The organism is Alkalimarinus alittae (assembly GCF_026016465.1).
Taxonomy (GTDB): domain Bacteria; phylum Pseudomonadota; class Gammaproteobacteria; order Pseudomonadales; family Oleiphilaceae; genus Alkalimarinus; species Alkalimarinus alittae.
In genome coordinates this window covers 1,077,538-1,094,284 of record NZ_CP100390.1, presented here as the reverse complement: position 1 = coordinate 1,094,284, position 16,747 = coordinate 1,077,538, and the positions used below count along the sequence as shown (strand labels likewise).

Annotated in this window: 16 protein-coding genes; 10 read left to right on the top strand and 6 right to left on the bottom strand. The window is 44.1% G+C overall.

Annotated elements, in window-relative coordinates; all coding sequences use genetic code 11:
- Genes NKI27_RS04845 through NKI27_RS04830 form a run of 4 tightly spaced genes read right to left on the bottom strand, consistent with a single transcriptional unit; the run spans position 1 to position 2,532 of the window.
- Complete coding sequence (locus NKI27_RS04845; protein WP_265048561.1) at positions 1–732, bottom strand: metal ABC transporter ATP-binding protein; 732 nt, start codon at positions 730–732, stop codon at positions 1–3.
- A complete protein-coding gene (locus NKI27_RS04840; RefSeq protein WP_265048560.1) occupies positions 722–1,624 on the bottom strand; it encodes a metal ABC transporter solute-binding protein, Zn/Mn family in 903 nt (300 codons plus the stop codon). Before NKI27_RS04840 ends, NKI27_RS04845 begins: the two co-directional genes overlap by 11 nt.
- A complete protein-coding gene (locus NKI27_RS04835; protein ID WP_265048559.1) occupies positions 1,624–2,178 on the bottom strand; it encodes a DUF6162 family protein in 555 nt (184 codons plus the stop codon). The genes NKI27_RS04840 and NKI27_RS04835 overlap by 1 nt, the downstream gene beginning before the upstream one ends.
- A 9-nt stretch (positions 2,179–2,187) precedes the next feature.
- Positions 2,188–2,532 (bottom strand): hypothetical protein, encoded by a 345-nt coding sequence (locus NKI27_RS04830; protein ID WP_265048558.1) that lies wholly within the window; start codon positions 2,530–2,532, stop codon positions 2,188–2,190.
- A gap of 138 nt (positions 2,533–2,670) precedes the next feature.
- Between NKI27_RS04830 and NKI27_RS04825 the strand changes: the two genes are divergently transcribed.
- From NKI27_RS04825 to NKI27_RS04795, 7 genes are all read left to right on the top strand, one after another.
- A complete protein-coding gene (locus NKI27_RS04825) occupies positions 2,671–3,231 on the top strand; it encodes a DUF4136 domain-containing protein (RefSeq protein WP_265048557.1) in 561 nt (186 codons plus the stop codon).
- A gap of 167 nt (positions 3,232–3,398) precedes the next feature.
- Entirely contained in the window at positions 3,399–4,166 is a 768-nt protein-coding gene (locus NKI27_RS04820) for a DUF3450 domain-containing protein (RefSeq protein WP_265048556.1), read from the top strand.
- Positions 4,166–5,656 (top strand): MotA/TolQ/ExbB proton channel family protein, encoded by a 1,491-nt coding sequence (locus NKI27_RS04815; protein WP_265048555.1) that lies wholly within the window; start codon positions 4,166–4,168, stop codon positions 5,654–5,656. Before NKI27_RS04820 ends, NKI27_RS04815 begins: the two co-directional genes overlap by 1 nt.
- Positions 5,646–6,143 (top strand): MotA/TolQ/ExbB proton channel family protein, encoded by a 498-nt coding sequence (locus NKI27_RS04810; RefSeq protein ID WP_265048554.1) that lies wholly within the window; start codon positions 5,646–5,648, stop codon positions 6,141–6,143. Before NKI27_RS04815 ends, NKI27_RS04810 begins: the two co-directional genes overlap by 11 nt.
- Entirely contained in the window at positions 6,140–6,553 is a 414-nt protein-coding gene (locus NKI27_RS04805; RefSeq protein WP_265048553.1) for an ExbD/TolR family protein, read from the top strand. Before NKI27_RS04810 ends, NKI27_RS04805 begins: the two co-directional genes overlap by 4 nt.
- Before the next feature lies 1 nt (position 6,554).
- A complete protein-coding gene (locus NKI27_RS04800) occupies positions 6,555–7,193 on the top strand; it encodes an energy transducer TonB (RefSeq protein ID WP_265048552.1) in 639 nt (212 codons plus the stop codon).
- Positions 7,194–7,195: 2 nt separating this feature from the next.
- Entirely contained in the window at positions 7,196–8,275 is a 1,080-nt protein-coding gene (locus tag NKI27_RS04795; RefSeq protein ID WP_265048551.1) for a tetratricopeptide repeat protein, read from the top strand.
- 140 nt (positions 8,276–8,415) lie between these two features.
- Here the strand turns inward: NKI27_RS04795 and NKI27_RS04790 are convergent, their stop codons facing one another.
- A complete protein-coding gene (locus tag NKI27_RS04790) occupies positions 8,416–10,086 on the bottom strand; it encodes a PepSY-associated TM helix domain-containing protein (RefSeq protein ID WP_265048550.1) in 1,671 nt (556 codons plus the stop codon).
- A 187-nt stretch (positions 10,087–10,273) separates the two neighbouring features.
- Positions 10,274–12,403, bottom strand: a complete 2,130-nt coding sequence (locus NKI27_RS04785; protein ID WP_265048549.1) for a TonB-dependent siderophore receptor — start codon at positions 12,401–12,403, stop codon at positions 10,274–10,276.
- A 153-nt stretch (positions 12,404–12,556) separates the two neighbouring features.
- Here NKI27_RS04785 and NKI27_RS04780 point away from each other — a divergent pair, with 153 nt between their 5' ends.
- From NKI27_RS04780 to NKI27_RS04770, 3 genes are all read left to right on the top strand, one after another.
- Positions 12,557–13,258, top strand: a complete 702-nt coding sequence (locus tag NKI27_RS04780; RefSeq protein ID WP_265048548.1) for a response regulator transcription factor — start codon at positions 12,557–12,559, stop codon at positions 13,256–13,258.
- Positions 13,255–14,601, top strand: coding sequence for a sensor histidine kinase (locus NKI27_RS04775; protein ID WP_265048547.1), 1,347 nt, complete (start codon positions 13,255–13,257; stop codon positions 14,599–14,601). The genes NKI27_RS04780 and NKI27_RS04775 overlap by 4 nt, the downstream gene beginning before the upstream one ends.
- A gap of 87 nt (positions 14,602–14,688) precedes the next feature.
- Positions 14,689–16,737: a TonB-dependent receptor domain-containing protein gene (locus tag NKI27_RS04770; RefSeq protein WP_265048546.1), complete on the top strand. Its 2,049-nt coding sequence runs from the start codon at positions 14,689–14,691 to the stop codon at positions 16,735–16,737.
- Positions 16,738–16,747 lie beyond the last annotated feature (10 nt).

The window sequence follows — 16,747 nt, the reverse complement described above, 5'->3', positions numbered from 1 at the left end:
TCAAGCGACTGTACGGTTATTGTCAGACCACTTCCGCAAGACCGGAGAAAAACACTCCAATACTTCCGCAGGCGCACCTTTTGCTTTTAACTCGCCCTCAACCCAATAGGCCTGATGACAATAATCAATCACTACCTGCCAATCATGCTCAACCATTACAATGGTTCCACCTCGTTTATTAAATGCTGAAAACAGCCCTAGTATTTCTTTTTGACCAGCCTGATCAAGACCTGACAACGGCTCATCCAGCACCAACAATGAAGGTGACTGTAATAGCGCAGAAGCCAAAAGAAGACGCTGCCTCTCTCCGCCCGATAAAGCCCCAATCTTACGGTTCAGCATATGACTTAACCTCAGCTTCTCCATCACCACCTTAACCTCAGGCGTTAAGCGACGCGCAAACCACAATGGTTTGGTTGAAACCGACATCAACACATAGTCAAGAACCGATATAGGTACGCTGCGATCAAAAGGAAGCATTTGAGGCATATAGCCTATTTGCCCTTTTTCACCTTGAGGCCAGTCAATATTGACGAGCCCATGATGAGGCATTAAGCCCATCAACATTTTCAAGAGAGTGCTTTTACCACCACCATTGGGGCCCAGTATCGCATGCCATTGCCCACTCTCAAGCTGAGTAGAAACCGGCGCGACCAGTTGAGTGCTATCAACCCTTACGCCCGCCTGATCCAATCGTATACATGGACCATCAAGCGCGTGGTTATTCATCATCGTTACCCACTGCAAATTTAAATGCCTCAGAAAGTGTATTTAAATTATATTGCATATCCTCAGCAACCAGCTCAGTGCGATAATCTCCGTAAGTCATATGTGAAAAATGATACAGTTTGACTCCCGTTTCCTTTTCTATAACGCGAACGTACTGATTGGGCATATTCAACTCAGTAAATAATATATCGACATTAGCCTTGCGTATCTTCTCTATCGTAGCCTGCAACTGCGCAGCGCTAGGCGAAACACCATGGGCAGGCTCCACCACCGCTGAAACAGTTAGCCCGAATTCCTGCAATAGATATCCATAAGCATTGTGCGTACTCGCCACTCGAACATTGCTAATATCCAAGCCAGAAAGATCTTGCTGCACTACACGTTTCATCATTCTTAACTCTCGCGCATATTTAAGCGCATTTTGCTGATAAAACTTTCCATTTTCAGGGTCTAACGACGCCAACTTCCGGGCAATGGTATATATTTGCCGAATCGCTGCATCAATCGACACAAAGGTATGGGGGTTGTGCTTAGTGCCACTTTTATTACCTATAAGCGGCACTGATTCATTAGCATAAACCACCTCCAAATCAGGTAGTTCTAATCGATTGAGCACCTCAATAGCAAACTCATCATGGCCAATACCATTCACTACAATAGCCTCCATCGACTGCAACCGAGTTAGGTCTGCAGGAGACAATTTATAGGCATGAGGATTAAAGCCGGCTTCAATTAACGGCTGTACGACCGCACGATCCTCCACAATTCGGCTTACATATGAATAATAAGGGTGCAAAGTAACCCCTACTGTAAGCTTTGCTTGAACGGAGAAAGGGAATATAGAGGTTATCGCCAACGCGATAAAAACAAAGAGCGAGTTAGTTAGTTTTTTCATTAATGGAGATGCTTATCGTCTGTTGATTGATGCACTAATTGAAGTGACTCATATATATTCCAGTTGCCCTCATTGTTTATGATTGCACCTGCATTACATAACGTATTATCTAGCCTGCTCTCGATATTCGAAACAAACTGCGGTGGCATCTTACGCCAACTGATATGAGTTAAACGGCTGTCGCCTATCAGGCGAAAACCAAACGAACCACGAATACCAAGATAACAACCAGACTGGACTTCTACCCAACGACTTGCACCGGCATTCGCAAACGGAGTGACCCCTGACGCTTGCAACACTTCAATGGTAGGAACTTTTTCGTCGAGTTCAGCCATCATCTTAATTTCTGTTGCTGCGACACTTAACTCAGTAAGTACCTGCCTTACTTCATCGGGCACCCTTTCAGCAACCACAACCTCCGGTGGTTGTCGAAGCCATAGCAGCAAAGCAGCCACAGCTAAAACCACAACAATAAGTGCAGCAACAATAGGGTCTTCTCCCCTGCCATTAGCAGGATGTACTTTTTCTACAAAAAAATCAGTACTTGCCGTCATACCAGCTCTCTAAGGTTGCAACACCTCTTCATCGGGAATTTCTATAACATGACCAGGACCGGCGTCCATGATAATAAAGAATGCGCCATCCGGCCTGTTAAAATCGAATAAAGCCCGATCATTGGTTCGGCCTTGGGCAACTACCTCATCATCTTCAGAAAACACTTCCATTAAAACATTGGGTGCTTTCGAACCATCTGAAAACCCCGCACTACAATATACCTGAGCACTATCCTCAGCCCCGAATCGGCAATCAAGCAGTGGATAATGGGCATAAGCCGGGCTATAAAAAGTCGCGACACATACAAAAGATAAAGCAACCAGTACACGAACCCCAAAAAAACGACAAGACATCCAAGGTCTCCTTCATCCTAGTAACAGGCGACCGATAATACACAAACCACCACACCAATACAAACAAGAATCATTACCATTATCATTCTTAATAAAGTATCATAAAACTAACCTCTCAATACTCTTCGGATAACACCAATGAAAAAAACGATAATCCTTCTTACCGCCATTGCGTTAAGCGCATGCAGCTCACTGAAAACCAACTCAGATTACGACCCTGAAATTAACTTCGACAATCTCAAGACCTACGCATGGATCGTCAAGCAAACAGACAAACCAAGCTACCAACTAAACAGCCTATTAGATGGACGGGTACGAGCATCCGTCGACAAGCAACTTCAGTTAAAAGGATTAAGTAAGACAGACACGAACGATGCAGACATCCTTATTAACTACCTCACTCAAATTGATAAAAAAGTGAATATTGATACATTTAATTCAAGTTTTGGCTATTCCCCATACTATGGCGCCGGCTGGAGAAGAGGCGGCAGTATTCAAACCCACACCACAGTTAACGAATACGAAGTAGGCACTCTTGTTCTAGATATTGTTGATAGGCAGAGCAATAGATTGATTTGGCGCGGCTCTGTGGCAGACACCATACGTGAGAAAAACACCCCAGAAGAACGGATGAATTCGATTAACGCTGCAGTCATTGAAATGCTCAAACAGTATCCACCCAACCCCGAAGAGCGTTAGCCAAAAAAACAACAAATCTTTAATGGCATTGCTTATAGAAGGTGGCAAGCATTAAACATCGGTCATTAAGTTTCTTTATCTCTTAATTGATAATGATATTGATTCTCATTAACATTAGATATAATATTACGCTCACCAAATTACTATCACCTATGAAGTATTTCGTCATGAATTTTATTCTTAAACCCCCTCTTTTCGCAGCTGGCCTAATACTGGGAAGTAACATTGCTATTGCTTCTGCCCTCGTGGAAAAAACACAAATCCAAATTAACAAAGCGACTCTAAAGGCCGCCCACTCACAGCAACAAATCAACAATCTCGATGAACAAACAACCGAGAGCTATTACCTATACCTGGAAGCAATGGGACGAGCCAAACAAATTGAAGCCTACAACGAGCAGCTACGCCGCTTGGTAAGCTCTCAGGAGCTTGAACTTAAAGATTTGGCAAAACAAATTTCCTCCCTTGAAGAAACAGACCAGGCCGTCCTCCCCCTTTTAGCTAATATGCAAAAAATGCTAGGTAAATTCATTGTTAGTGACCTTCCCTTTCTTGAAGAAGAGAGAAGTACACGACTAGCTCGCTTACAAACCCTGCTCAACCGAGCAGACGTAAGTATTGCAGAAAAATACCGACAAATTTTAGAAGCCTATCAAATTGAAGTGGAGTACGGACGCACACTTGAAGCCTATAACGCCCCCCTTAGCACTAACGGCATTACCCGAGATGTTACATTTCTTAAACTCGGCCGAGTTGCACTCTATTATCAAACTGCAGACGGTAAAGAGAGTGGTGTATGGGATAATATTGAAAAAGACTGGAAACAATTAGATTCCAGTTATCGTTGGCCCATCCATAAAGGTATTCAGCTTGCGATGCAACAAACCGTACCCGAATTATTGAACTTACCATTAACCACTGTGGAGATGCCATAATGTCTCTTACAAACATCACCTTATTCGTTAAAAACAGTCATTTCCACAAAACTATAGCAGCGGTTTTAGTCGGCTTATTTTGTGTAGGTTTTAGTCACTCCGCACTTAGTAAAGAAACTGCCCCCTTAAACTCTCTGCTTGATGAGGTCCGCACTCACATTGCATCCGATGCTAAAACCGATCTAGCTCGACTTGCTGAATTTAAAGAAAATAACCAACGACAAATTGCACTATTAGAACAAGCCCGAGACCGGCTTAAAAAAGCCGAGCTAATGCAAACGTTCCTAAAAGAAACCTTCGATCAAAATGAAAAATTTATCACCGAAAAAAGCGAGCAGTTAACCACACGAAGCGGACAGCTCGGAGAAGTTTTTGGTGTCGTAAAGCAACAAGCGCAAGACTTAAGTGCGGTACTCCAAGATTCGTTGATTAGTGCAGAATTCCCAGACCGGCTTTCTGCTCTTGAGTTTGCTGACAAAAAACGAATACCCAACCTAAATGAATTTCAAAACCTATGGTTCCTGCTGCAGCAGGAGATGACAGCCAGCGCCGAAATAAAACCAATTACCGCCAAAATAGCCCTTGCAAACGGTCAGCACGAAGAACAAGACGTTCTGCGAATTGGACCATTTGGGGCCATTACACCCCAAGGGAAATATCTGCAATATTTACCAGACAATCAACGATTACGGGTTTTACCACGACAACCAAGCAATACAATACAAGCTCAAGCCGCTGATTTTTATGCTGGCAAGCAAAACAGCCTAACAATAGACCCCAGTAGAGGTAATCTACTTGAGTTATTAGGCCGTAAACCCACTATCGATGAACGCATCCAACAAGGCGGCGTTATAGGCTACATCATCATCACCTTAGGTATTATTGGCTTACTCATCGCCCTTTGGCGATTGATTTTTATTATTAACACTAGCTCCAAAGTCGCCAAACAACTAGAGGAAATCAATCACCCGACAAAAAATAACCCGCTAGGTCGGATTTACATCGCCGCAAATGATACAGAAACAAACCAGGCACCAACGAGAGCTGAAGAAGACCCGATTGAGGGGTTAGACCAGAATGAAAAAGAAATTCGTATTGATGAAGCACTGCTAAAAGAAGCACCTAGACTTGAGCGCGGGTTAACCTTTTTAAAGCTTATAGCAGCTGTTGCACCACTACTGGGTTTGCTGGGTACGGTTACCGGGATGATAGGCACATTTCAAAGCATTACCCTATTCGGAACCAGCGACCCGAAAATGATGGCGGGCGGTATTTCACAGGCGCTAATGACAACCGTACTCGGGCTATGTGTAGCCATTCCTCTGCTATTCGGTCACAGCTTAATCGCGGCCAGGACTCGTTCACTACTACAGCTTTTACAACAAAAAACCCTGGCACTGACTCTTGATTCTGCCTCTCACGAACGACCAGACAGTGACCCTGCGGCAAACCTGAAGAAAGCATCTAAAGGTTTAACCAATGCCGCTTGATCTTTCATATTTTTTCCCGTCGCTCACGGCCTTTATTTATGCAGGTGGGCCAGTATTAATACTACTGGCCAGCGTTGCACTAATACTATGGAGCATGCTGCTAGAGCGTTTGTGGTTCAGGTTACGGGTTTTCCCAAAGCTCAAGCAGGCTTGCTTAACTAACCCTAAACGCAGTCAACAGCTCATGCAGTGTTGCGACCTACAGCTCAGCATTAACGCATCACTACCCGTTATAAAAACACTGGTTGCGCTTTGCCCTTTAATTGGACTGCTCGGCACAGTAACCGGGATGATTCACTTGTTCGATATCATGGCGCTTAAAGGCACCACCAACCCTAGATTAATGGCCTCAGGGGTTGCTCAGGCAACGCTTCCAACGATGGCCGGCATGGTATTAGCGGTCTCCGGGTTAATGTTTTACACCTGGCTTAGGCGCTGGAGCCAACTACAACTAATTACGCTAAGTTTACTAAGGGCCCAACAATGAAAAGTCGCCTTAATCTCGATTTATCAGAAAATGATAGTGAAATCGACATGACGCCTATGCTCGACATTGTCTTTATCATGTTGATTTTTTTCATAGTCTCCAGCAATTTCATACGTGAAGCGGGGGTTGAAATTAACCGACCAACAGCAAGCACTGCCGAACAAAAAGAAAATGCAGGCATCATGATTGCGATTACACCCGATGATCAAATTTGGCTTGATCAGAAACAAATAGACATTCGTATGATTCGTCCCACCCTTGAGAAACTCAAAGTGGAACAACCGAATATTGGTATATTAATCCAATCAGACCAAGACGCCAGAACAGGCACACTCATTAAAGTGATGGATCAGGTAAAACTAGCAGGTATTGAACAAATAGCGGTCGCAACAAAAAAGGGGGCCTCCTAACATGAACACGCTTTGGTATCTGCCCGTGGCAAGCCTAGTCGTTTTTTTGTTATTTTCATTTATGGCGCAATTAGCAGGGCTAAATACCCCCCATGAGTTCAAACAGGAAGAAGACCTAGTCATTAATGTCAGCCGTATGCGGTTTGACAGTGACTTAAATATACGCAAAAGACAACGCATACCACCACCAGAACCTCAACAAACTCAAACACAGAGTTCCAGTGCGCCTCAGCAAGAAATGCTCATGAGCGTTCCTGACATTACGCCAACATCAGCACCTCTCAACGTCGATATAAAGCTAGATATCGGCGCAACGCTGGGCACCATTAAAGGGTTAGATATACAAACCGATAGCGGCCTGGCACTCAATTTAACCCAACTTCCTATTACCCGCATAAACCCCATTTACCCCCGAAGAGCGTTGCAGCGAGGTATCGAAGGGGAAGTAACCGCAGAGTTTACTGTTAATCGAGAAGGCCGCGTTTTGCCTGACTCACTCGTTATTATTAAGGCTGACCCACCGGGAGTTTTTGATAAAACCGTTAAACGGGCCATTATGAGGTGGCGGTTTAACCCTTTTGTTAAAAATGATCAGGCGCAGCCCTTTAAAACCCGTCAAAAACTCGTATTTAAGATGTAATTATGACTCATTTTAGTGTTAACACCTGTCGGCTTATCATTATCGTATTAGCCATCGTGCTGCTCAGCACTCACGCCCACGCACGCAGCGCTAATAAACTATCGCCTTATGTACAAAAATTGCTATTGCAAGCACAGCAAGTCATAGCTGCTCCGAATGATAACGACAAACGTACCGTTTCGCTCTCAGCCGAACAGTTAGAAGAGCAGTCTACCGCTGCCATAAAAAAACTAACTAAAATCGAATTAAATGACTATGAAGAAACGCTCTTCCATAAATTACAAGCCAGCATTTATTTGCATAAATCGGACTATGATAGCGCTCTGCCTCATTTCGAAAAAGCTTGGAGCATGAAGGTATTAGAAGAGCCAGAACAGAGACAATTACAGCATATAATAGCTCAATTGGCATTTAGCCAAGAACAATGGAACAAAGCTATTATACAAATGGAAGAGTGGATCAGTTACACCACCACACAAGCCGAGAAACCTAATGCCGTCTCCGTATCAGCAAATGACTACCTTATCCTAGCTCAAAGTCATGCCAAACAAGAGCAGTGGACTGCAGTTATCTCTCCCATCAATATGGCCATCACCCTTAAAAGCCCGGCACCGGAAAGCTGGTATCAGCTGGCGTTGGCAAGTCATCAACAGTTAGGCCAAAACAACGAATCAATATCCGTCTTACAAACGATTCTGGCTATTTACCCCAACATGCGATATTGGGAGCAATTAGCGGCTACCTATCAGAAAACCGAACAATACAACCAAGCACTAACCGCCTTACGGGCAGCCTATATAGGCGGATTCATAAAAAAAGAAAAACACTATATTTGGCTGACTCAATTAGCGATGCAACAAAATGTCCCCTTACGAGGTGCCGAAGTATTAAGCACGGCCATCGAGAGCGGGCAGGTTAAAAATAGTACGGAGAATTTAAAGCTACTTGCCAATGCCTGGTTATTAGCCAAGCACTATAAAGAATCTGCTACAGTCATTGATCAACTGCTAGAGCAAGAGCCGAATAATAAGAAAATGCTGAAGCTAAGATCACAACTAGCTCAGCATATTAATCGTACCTAAACGCCACGAGTAACATACATCGTTATCATTGCAGATTAGATCTGTTCAAACAAAGCTTTAATAGTTCTAAAGTGTTTTCAATGGGGTGATGAGTTACTCGCTCGATAATCCATTCTTAGTAACACCAACGCCGTCCAGTCTTACGGTGCGACACGCGTTTCTTTGTTATTAGGCATTAGCGACCAGGACGATTGATGAAACTGACCGCTCCAATCCTCTATCGTTATCCATAACTCAGCAGAGTCTTTTAGATTTTTCGGGATTTTCAAAATGGCATGCTGCATTCCTAGTGGGCCATGAATAACATCGCCAGGCGCTCGTGTTGTTCTAGGCTTGCCAACCCGCGCATACATAAACTTAATGTTGGATGCATCTCCACCTTCAACAGTCGCATTTAAGGTCGTTCTACGACCCGCACGAATAGGGGGAAGATCTTTCTCGAGCAACCCTGCGACCGCATTAAATGATAGGGTCCAAGGCCCAATTGCCTGCTGCTGGTAGATATAGCCTGAACCTGATGTACCCTGCCCCCCTAAGGTATAAGCAATACCACATCCCGCTAGAATTCCGCCAACAAAAAGCACATTCACATACTTGAAGCCCGACATAGACCCACCCCATGGGCGTAGGATCAGCCAAAGTTTCTTAAATTTTCTGCTGTATTTAGTTTTAGGCAGATTTTTATTGCGCGCTTTAAACGTCCGTTTGTAGTAGATAACCATGCCTGAGACTGACATTCCCGTTAGTGCCAGACCAAATAGAAACCAAATCAATTTAACCAGTAAATCTGACACGCCACTATTCGCCCAACTGCCGTAGTGTAACGGCCGCATAGCAGCATCAAACCGTTGCATAGCATTCCAATCAGAAGCAGGCCTGTTCTCTACAATTTTTCCCGTATAAGGGTTAACATAAATCACGCTATTCGTGCGGCTCACCAGAAAATCACCGTAACTCCCTCTCACTTTATAGAGCAAGCCATTGTGATCTGGAGGCGTCAGCATATGAATTTCAAAGTCAGGGTGTTCTTTTTTTATTACCGTCACAATATTCTCAGCAGAAACACGCGTTGGCGTATTTGGCCCCAATCGACTTAAGTCTTCATGATCCACTACAGGCGCAGTTAGATAAGAGGGTGTTAATTTTGGCGCCCCCGCATACTTTTCAAGAGGGTTCTGATAAAACCACCATGAACCAGACACTCCAATAATAAGCACAAACCATAAACTCCAAAGACCAACCAACTTGTGTAAATCACCCAAATACACCCTAGGCCCTCGTTTCCAGCGAGGTAGTTGAAAGAACCCCCGCCAGAAATACCGATAGCTAATTAACCCTGTTATTAAACTAATAAGACAAAACACACCAAAAGCATTAACCAAGCTTCGCCCTATAACAGGCAAATAAAGTGAAGCATGTAAAAATGAAATAAAATTACCCACACTTAATAATGGTGTATCCCCTTTCACCTCCCCTGTATAAGGGTCAATCCACGCGCTACGAAACCCACCACTCGGCAGCGTCACCATGGCACTAGCGGCAGTATGCGTACGGTCATTAGCTGTATTAAAAGAAGACAAGCCCACATCTGAGTATGCCTCCTTTAGTTTGTCAAACAACAACCCCTCGTTCAGCCTCTCAGCAACGGGCGTTACCCGAATTTCATCATAAATAAGCCAATCGATTTCCTCAGCGATTACGGCGAGCGTTCCTGATAGGAGTACAACCGTTAATAAAAGCGTTAACTTAAGCCCAAAAAAACCATGAATGAGATGAACGATCCGACGAGTATTATACTTTTTTGAGAACATATTGATTTGGGTATCTTGTAAGTAATACGGAAAGGGTTCAATTTATGTGTAGGTGTTCGTATAAACGTAATACGCATTTAGTAGGTTATAACAATCGCTATAACCTACTAAACAACAGACTGCATTAAAGTGATGACATCAATACTCGCTTTAAACAGTCTGAGCTTTGATCAATTATTACAGTTTCCTAAAACTTCATTGCTAAACGCGTCGTAATCGTACGGCGCTGACCATAGAAACAATCCCCACGAGCAAGACACGTTGATACGTACTCTTTATCAGTGAAGTTATTGGCATTCAGGCTCACATCCCAGCGCCCTGTTTCGTATCCTAATAATAAATCACCCACCGTGTTTGAAGGGGTTTTAATCGTATCCATTCCATCCCAACTTTCACCGTTATACCTAACACCTAAGCCCAGTTTTAAGCCTTGCGCAAAATCCAGTGGACGGTAGCTCACCCAAGCTGATGCCTGCACCTCTGGTGTTGCAGCAATTCGATAGCCGTTAGGGTCTTCTGTATCTAGCTTGGTCAAATAGGTCTCTACAGTAAAATCACCCACCGGCACAATTGCTTCAAGCTCTACGCCCGTCACTGACGACTCTCCTTCTTGCTGAGAACCAGCACTCGGTAAGCTATTAGGATTATCAAGATTAGTAATTTCTATATCAAAGTAAGCGAGTGTCACCAAGGCCTGAGTACCTACAGGCTGGTACTTGATACCGACTTCATACTGCTCAGCTTCTCTAGGCTTTAGAGCGTTCCCTGTTATCAGGTCTGTGCCGATGACAGGCTCAAATGATTCTGCATAACTCGCATACGGTGACACACCCGCTTCAAACTGATACATCAAGCCTGCACTTGCACTCACCGCATCATCTTTCTGACTCCCCGTCTTAGTTTCGTCATAACGCACGCCGGCATTAACAATCCATTGGTTTATATCAATCTGATCGCTAATATAAATACCTGTGCTATCTGTTTCAGATTTCTGTGAATAAGCATAAGGCGCCAATTCAGCAGCGCTTGGATAAGCGCCATAAACTGGATCAAAAACATTAATCCAATAGCTTTCATCTGATGCATAGGGGTTTAAAGGGTTAAGGCCTAGTGTTCCAGCGTATGTATTATTACTGCTAGTCTTCACCTTTTGATACTGAGCACCTATCATGAATTTATGACCGACTATCCCGGTTATAAAATCTGCATGAGCACGTACGTCTGCTGCTGATTGCTCTGATTCTGAGTCTGAGGTATAAAATGTTCGGGGCACCGTGCCGTCTTTATACAATGAACCACCTGGCGATAGAATATAACGATTGTCGATCACTCCGGGGACGTCAGGTAAAAAAGAACTCCAAGCTTGTGCATAGTCTGCCTCGCCCTCGGCATACCTTCCTGTGGCCTCAATACTCCAGATGTCATTGAACTGATGATTGGCCAATAATGTAAAAGATGTACTTTCTGTATCATAGTGATTAAAGCCTGGCTCACCAGTGTAAGTTTCGCTCCCTATATCTTTTCCATTTCTTGCCGTATACAACGTCCCTTCAATAGGCAAAAACTGCGCAGCGGTATCTGACTCAGTATGGGTGTGATTCACAAGCGCGGTAATTTCAGTGTCTAAACTAGGACGCCAGCTAATAGAAGGTGCCAACACCAGCGTTTTTTCATCAACATAGTCAACTTGTGTTTCACCATCTTCAGCAACAGCAACAATACGGTACAGCCACTCCCCCTTATCATCCATTGCACCCGTTAAATCTGCTGCAATCTGCTTATGATTAAAACTCCCAGCCTCTACAACCACTTCTCGTTTAGTTTCAGTCTCTGGTCGCTTAGTAACAAGGTTTACCAAACCGCCAGGGGTTCCCTGTCCATACAGGACAGATGCAGGACCTTTTAATACCTCTAATTGTTCTAGCGTATAGATGTGTGGGCGAGCATTATTATAATGCCCAAACAATGACTGCAAACTGTCTTGGTACTGAGTCGCGTCCAACCCCCGAATGGTGTACGAATCAACACGAGTGGCAAAACCATACGTCTGCCCTGTCACACCTGCAGTGTACATAAGGGCATCACTTACACTCATCGCACCCTTATCTTTCATAGCCTGCTCGTCAATGACCGATACAGAGCGTGCAGTTTCCATAATCGGCGTGTCAGTTTTTGTTGCTGAATAATGACCCAACTTCCCAACAACCTCTACATCCTCTAAAGCAGCGGCTTCTGAAACCTCTTCTGCCAATGCTGAATATGGCATATAGGCAGCAATCAATACGCCGCTTGCCACTAGCCCACTACGCTTAAACATCTTATTTTCCCCAAATCATTTGGTACAACTAAAAAAGGGTGATAATACTAATGATAATGATTAGCATTTGCAACAGTGTTAGTATTTGCAATAATGTTAAGACGGAGCGACCAAAAACGACCGCTCACTCCAGTCTAAGCAGGTAGTCAATTTATGATAGAAACAAAACTTAGCGCCCGTATTCTCATCATCGAAGATGACAACACGCTAAACCGGCAGGTGGCAGAGTTGTTAATAGAGAAAGGCCATAGTATTGATCAATGCTATGACGGTAACAATGGTTTAATTGCAGCTGTTAGACAGCCATTTGACTTAATATTGCTAGATGTCTTACTGCCTGGGATAGATGGTTTTACGCTGCTCAATACCTTCAGAAAAACCCACCAAACTCCAGTCATGATGCTAACGGCTTGCGGGGCCGAAGAAGAGCGAATAACGGGTTATAGCAAAGGAGCTGATGATTATTTATCAAAACCATTCAACACGACTGAACTTCTACTGCGTATTGATGCTCTGCTGCGACGAACCCTGAAAAGTAAAGATTCCAGCACAACTCGCTGCGAACTCACAATTGACTCACTACACCTTAACCGCCAGCACCTAAGCGTCAGTGTAAAAGAACACCCCATCACCATGACCCCTATTCAATTTAAGCTATTGTGGATGCTAGCAACCCACCAGAATGAAGTATTAAGCAAACCATACCTCTACCAGCTAGTTCTCGAGCGTGAATTTAGTCCCTATGACCGAAGCCTTGATATGCACCTTAGTCGGGTAAGACGCAAGTTAACCCAAGCCGGTATAGCAGCCGACCGCCTACAAACTGTTCACGGAAAAGGATACAGCTTCGTATGAACAAACGTCTGTTATGGAAGCTTTGTGGCACCATTGCGGTAGGGTCTGTTGCGCTTTTCTGGGCCATCAATGTGCTATCACTACTCACTGAACATGAAATGAGTTTTATCGCGAAAGAACACCAGGAAACACTCATTAGTTACGGAAAACATGCCGAACAACTCTACCTAAGCAATGATATGGACGCCTTAGAGCGCTGGTTAACAACAATACAAGAACAAGAACAGACTTGGGCAGCGGTGGTTAGCTCTCATATTGAACCACTCGCGAATAGCATAATCCCCTCACAATATATAGAAAGGTTCAGCCTTGGACGCTCAGTGGAATGGAAGATACATTTATATTTCAAGGAAAACCCTGTTATGGATATCACCTTCGAAAGCGGCAACACCCACTTCCTTATCAGACTACCACAACGGATGCGCCCCGGTGCTTACTGGAAAGGTGCCGACATTATCCTTCAAGTCGCCCTGCCTCTCGGGCTCCTTATTATTCTAAGTATAATACTTTACCACCATGTCATGTCGCCCCTAAAACAACTAGAACGTGCGACCAGAAAGTTTAGCGAAGGCAACTTTGACGTACGTGTTCGCTCTTGTCTGGGTGCACGAAATGATGAGTTAACCGCCTTGGCAGACACCTTTGACCGTATGGCTGAACGGACCGGCAAACTAATCATTACACAACGCCAATTAATCGCTGACCTTTCACACGAATTGCGAACCCCTCTTGCACGTATAGAGCTCGTCATTGATAGTGCTGAGCGAAAAAACACGGCCAAAGAAGCGATTTCGCGCATACGAAAAGAATCCATAGGTATGCGCAAGTTAGTAGAAGATATGCTGACACTGGCTTGGCTAGAAAACGAAAACCCTCTACTCAACGAAGAAACTCTCGACTTAGTCGACCTGATCGATAGCATCACAGAAGATGCACACTTCGAATTCCCACATCACAATTTAACCTGCCAACTTCCCGAACATGCTGAAATCAGCCAAAGCAACCACCGCTCAATCGGTCAGGCTATTGAGAATATTGTACGAAATGCACTCCGCTTCACCCCCCAGGGCGGCCAAGTAAAAATTAGCCTCGAAGCCAAAGATAAGCACTTTTACCTAACGGTCCAAGATGAAGGGCCAGGGGTGCCCGAACAACACCTTTCTGACATTTTCACCCCCTTTTTCCGTGTTAATAAATCCAGAAACAAGACACCAGAAGGATTTGGCCTGGGGTTAGCACTCACTCTACGTCATATAAAGGCCGTTGGCGGGTCAGTCACAGCCAAAAATCTTGAAGGCAGTGGGTTAGAAATATCAATTCTTATCCCTAGAGGGCAAATGTAACAATTGTAAAAGCTCTGTATTTTACAGGCCAATCAAATGATAATGATTCCCATTAACATCAATTAAGTATCTACAGAGGTAGTAGTAATGCCCCAGTTATCACATTTCACTCATAAACACAGGCTTAGCCTTCTGGCGGTATCAATAGCCGGTGCAATAAGTACACAAGCCATGGCTCAGGAAGCTGATACCACACAAGCCATCGCTCATGAAACGACAGAAGACGTTCGCAACACCGACATGATCGTGATTAAGGGTCAGGCTACAGGCGGTATCGACAACCTGATAACTTCAGAAGACCTTGAAAAAACAACCGCATCTAGCTTAGGCGAAATATTTCAACTAGACCCTCAAGTGAATGCAGGCGGTGCAGTAGGCCTTGGTCAGAAGCTTTATCTTCGTAATATTGGCGAAAATGAATTAAATATCTCCGTTGACGGGGCTGAACAAGCCGGTGCGGCGTTCCACCACGCAGGTCGCATAGCTATAGACCCTGAGCTATTAAAACAAGTTGAAATTGAAGCAGGCGCAGGTAGCGCAGCAGCAGGCTTTGGTGCATTAGGTGGTTCGATTCGTTTTGTCACTAAAGACCCAGGTGACCTACTAAATGCCGGTGAGCAAGCAGGCGGGCTGGTCAAAGGTACTTACTACAGCAACGGTGAAGGCTATAGAGTATCAACAACCGTTTTTGCCCGCGATGAGTCTGATACCGTGAGTGTTTTGGCAAGCGTCATCGGTTCTGACTCAGACTATTTAGAAGATGGTAACGGTGATGACATTCTCGGTACCAATAGCGAAAATCTAAATGGCTATGTAAAACTGGTTGCTAACTTGACCGAAGAACAGAAGCTATCTGTAAGTTATGAAAGGCTTAAGGAAGAAGGCGACTTGCCTTTCCGCCCCGAATGGATCGTCACTCCAGGCACAAGTTATGAGACGCCTACGGAAGTAACCCGAGATACCGCCATTCTTAATTATGAATTTGATTCTGTCAGTAATGATTTTGTTGATGTCATGTTCAATGTTTATAACACGAATAATGAACAGCAACGCACCAGTACGGGTCGATTTTCCAACATAGATGTTGAGACTGTAGAAAGCTATGGTTTGACACTTCAAAATACAAGTTTGGTTGCCAGTCATGAGTTAATTTACGGTATCAACTACCGTGATGATGAAAGTAGTTATGCAGGCTTGCTTGATGGCACCTATAACGGCAAAGAAACCGGTGAAGTCAGAGGTATTTATCTTCAGGATGTTATTACTCTCACAAATGAACTGACGCTTTCAGCAGGTGCTCGTTATGATGAGTATGAAGTCGATGAAGAGGCCGCAGCCAAAAACCTTGAAGATAGCGCGGTAAGCCCGAATATTAGTGCAAACTACGATATCACATCAGACTTCAGTATTAGTGCAGGCTATGCTCAAGCCTTTCGTGGACCTACTGTAAGAGATGGCTCTTTAGTCTACGGAGCAAACGGTAACGTTAGAGACCCGGACTTGAAAGGGGAAACATCTAAAAACTATGAGTTAGGGTTTGATTATGGTTACCAAAACTTTGGCTTATCTGGAGGCGTTTATTCCTTAACCATAGAAGATGCGGTTCTCACCAAAGGCTATACAAATGCTGATGATGATATCGAGACCACGGGTTTCTACATTAAAGCGGACTATGCTTGGAATAACTTAACAGCTGCACTTAGCTTTATAAGCGCAGATACCGAAATTGATAGTCAGGATGCTTTCCGCTACATAACCGGTTCAACCGCTACATCAATGGGTAACAAGGTCGTAACTGATATCTCTTATGATATTAATAATGACTTGCTCGTTGGCTGGGTAGCTGAATTCGTTCAAGGTATTGATATTTCCGTTAATGACGCTTGGAATGACCCAAGCTACCCTATTTCTGACTTTAGTAAGGCAGGGTATGGTGTACATGATATCTATGCACGCTGGCTACCAACGTCAAGTGAAGATATTACATTAACACTCACGGTTAAGAATATCTTTGATAAACAGTATCTTGATCATGCAAGCTCTGAAGACCTTTCAGGGTCACCGGGTTATGAAAGCATTGCAGGTCAGCCCGAACCTGGGCGAGATATTCGTCTAACCGCTGCATGGCGCATTTAACACTTTAGTT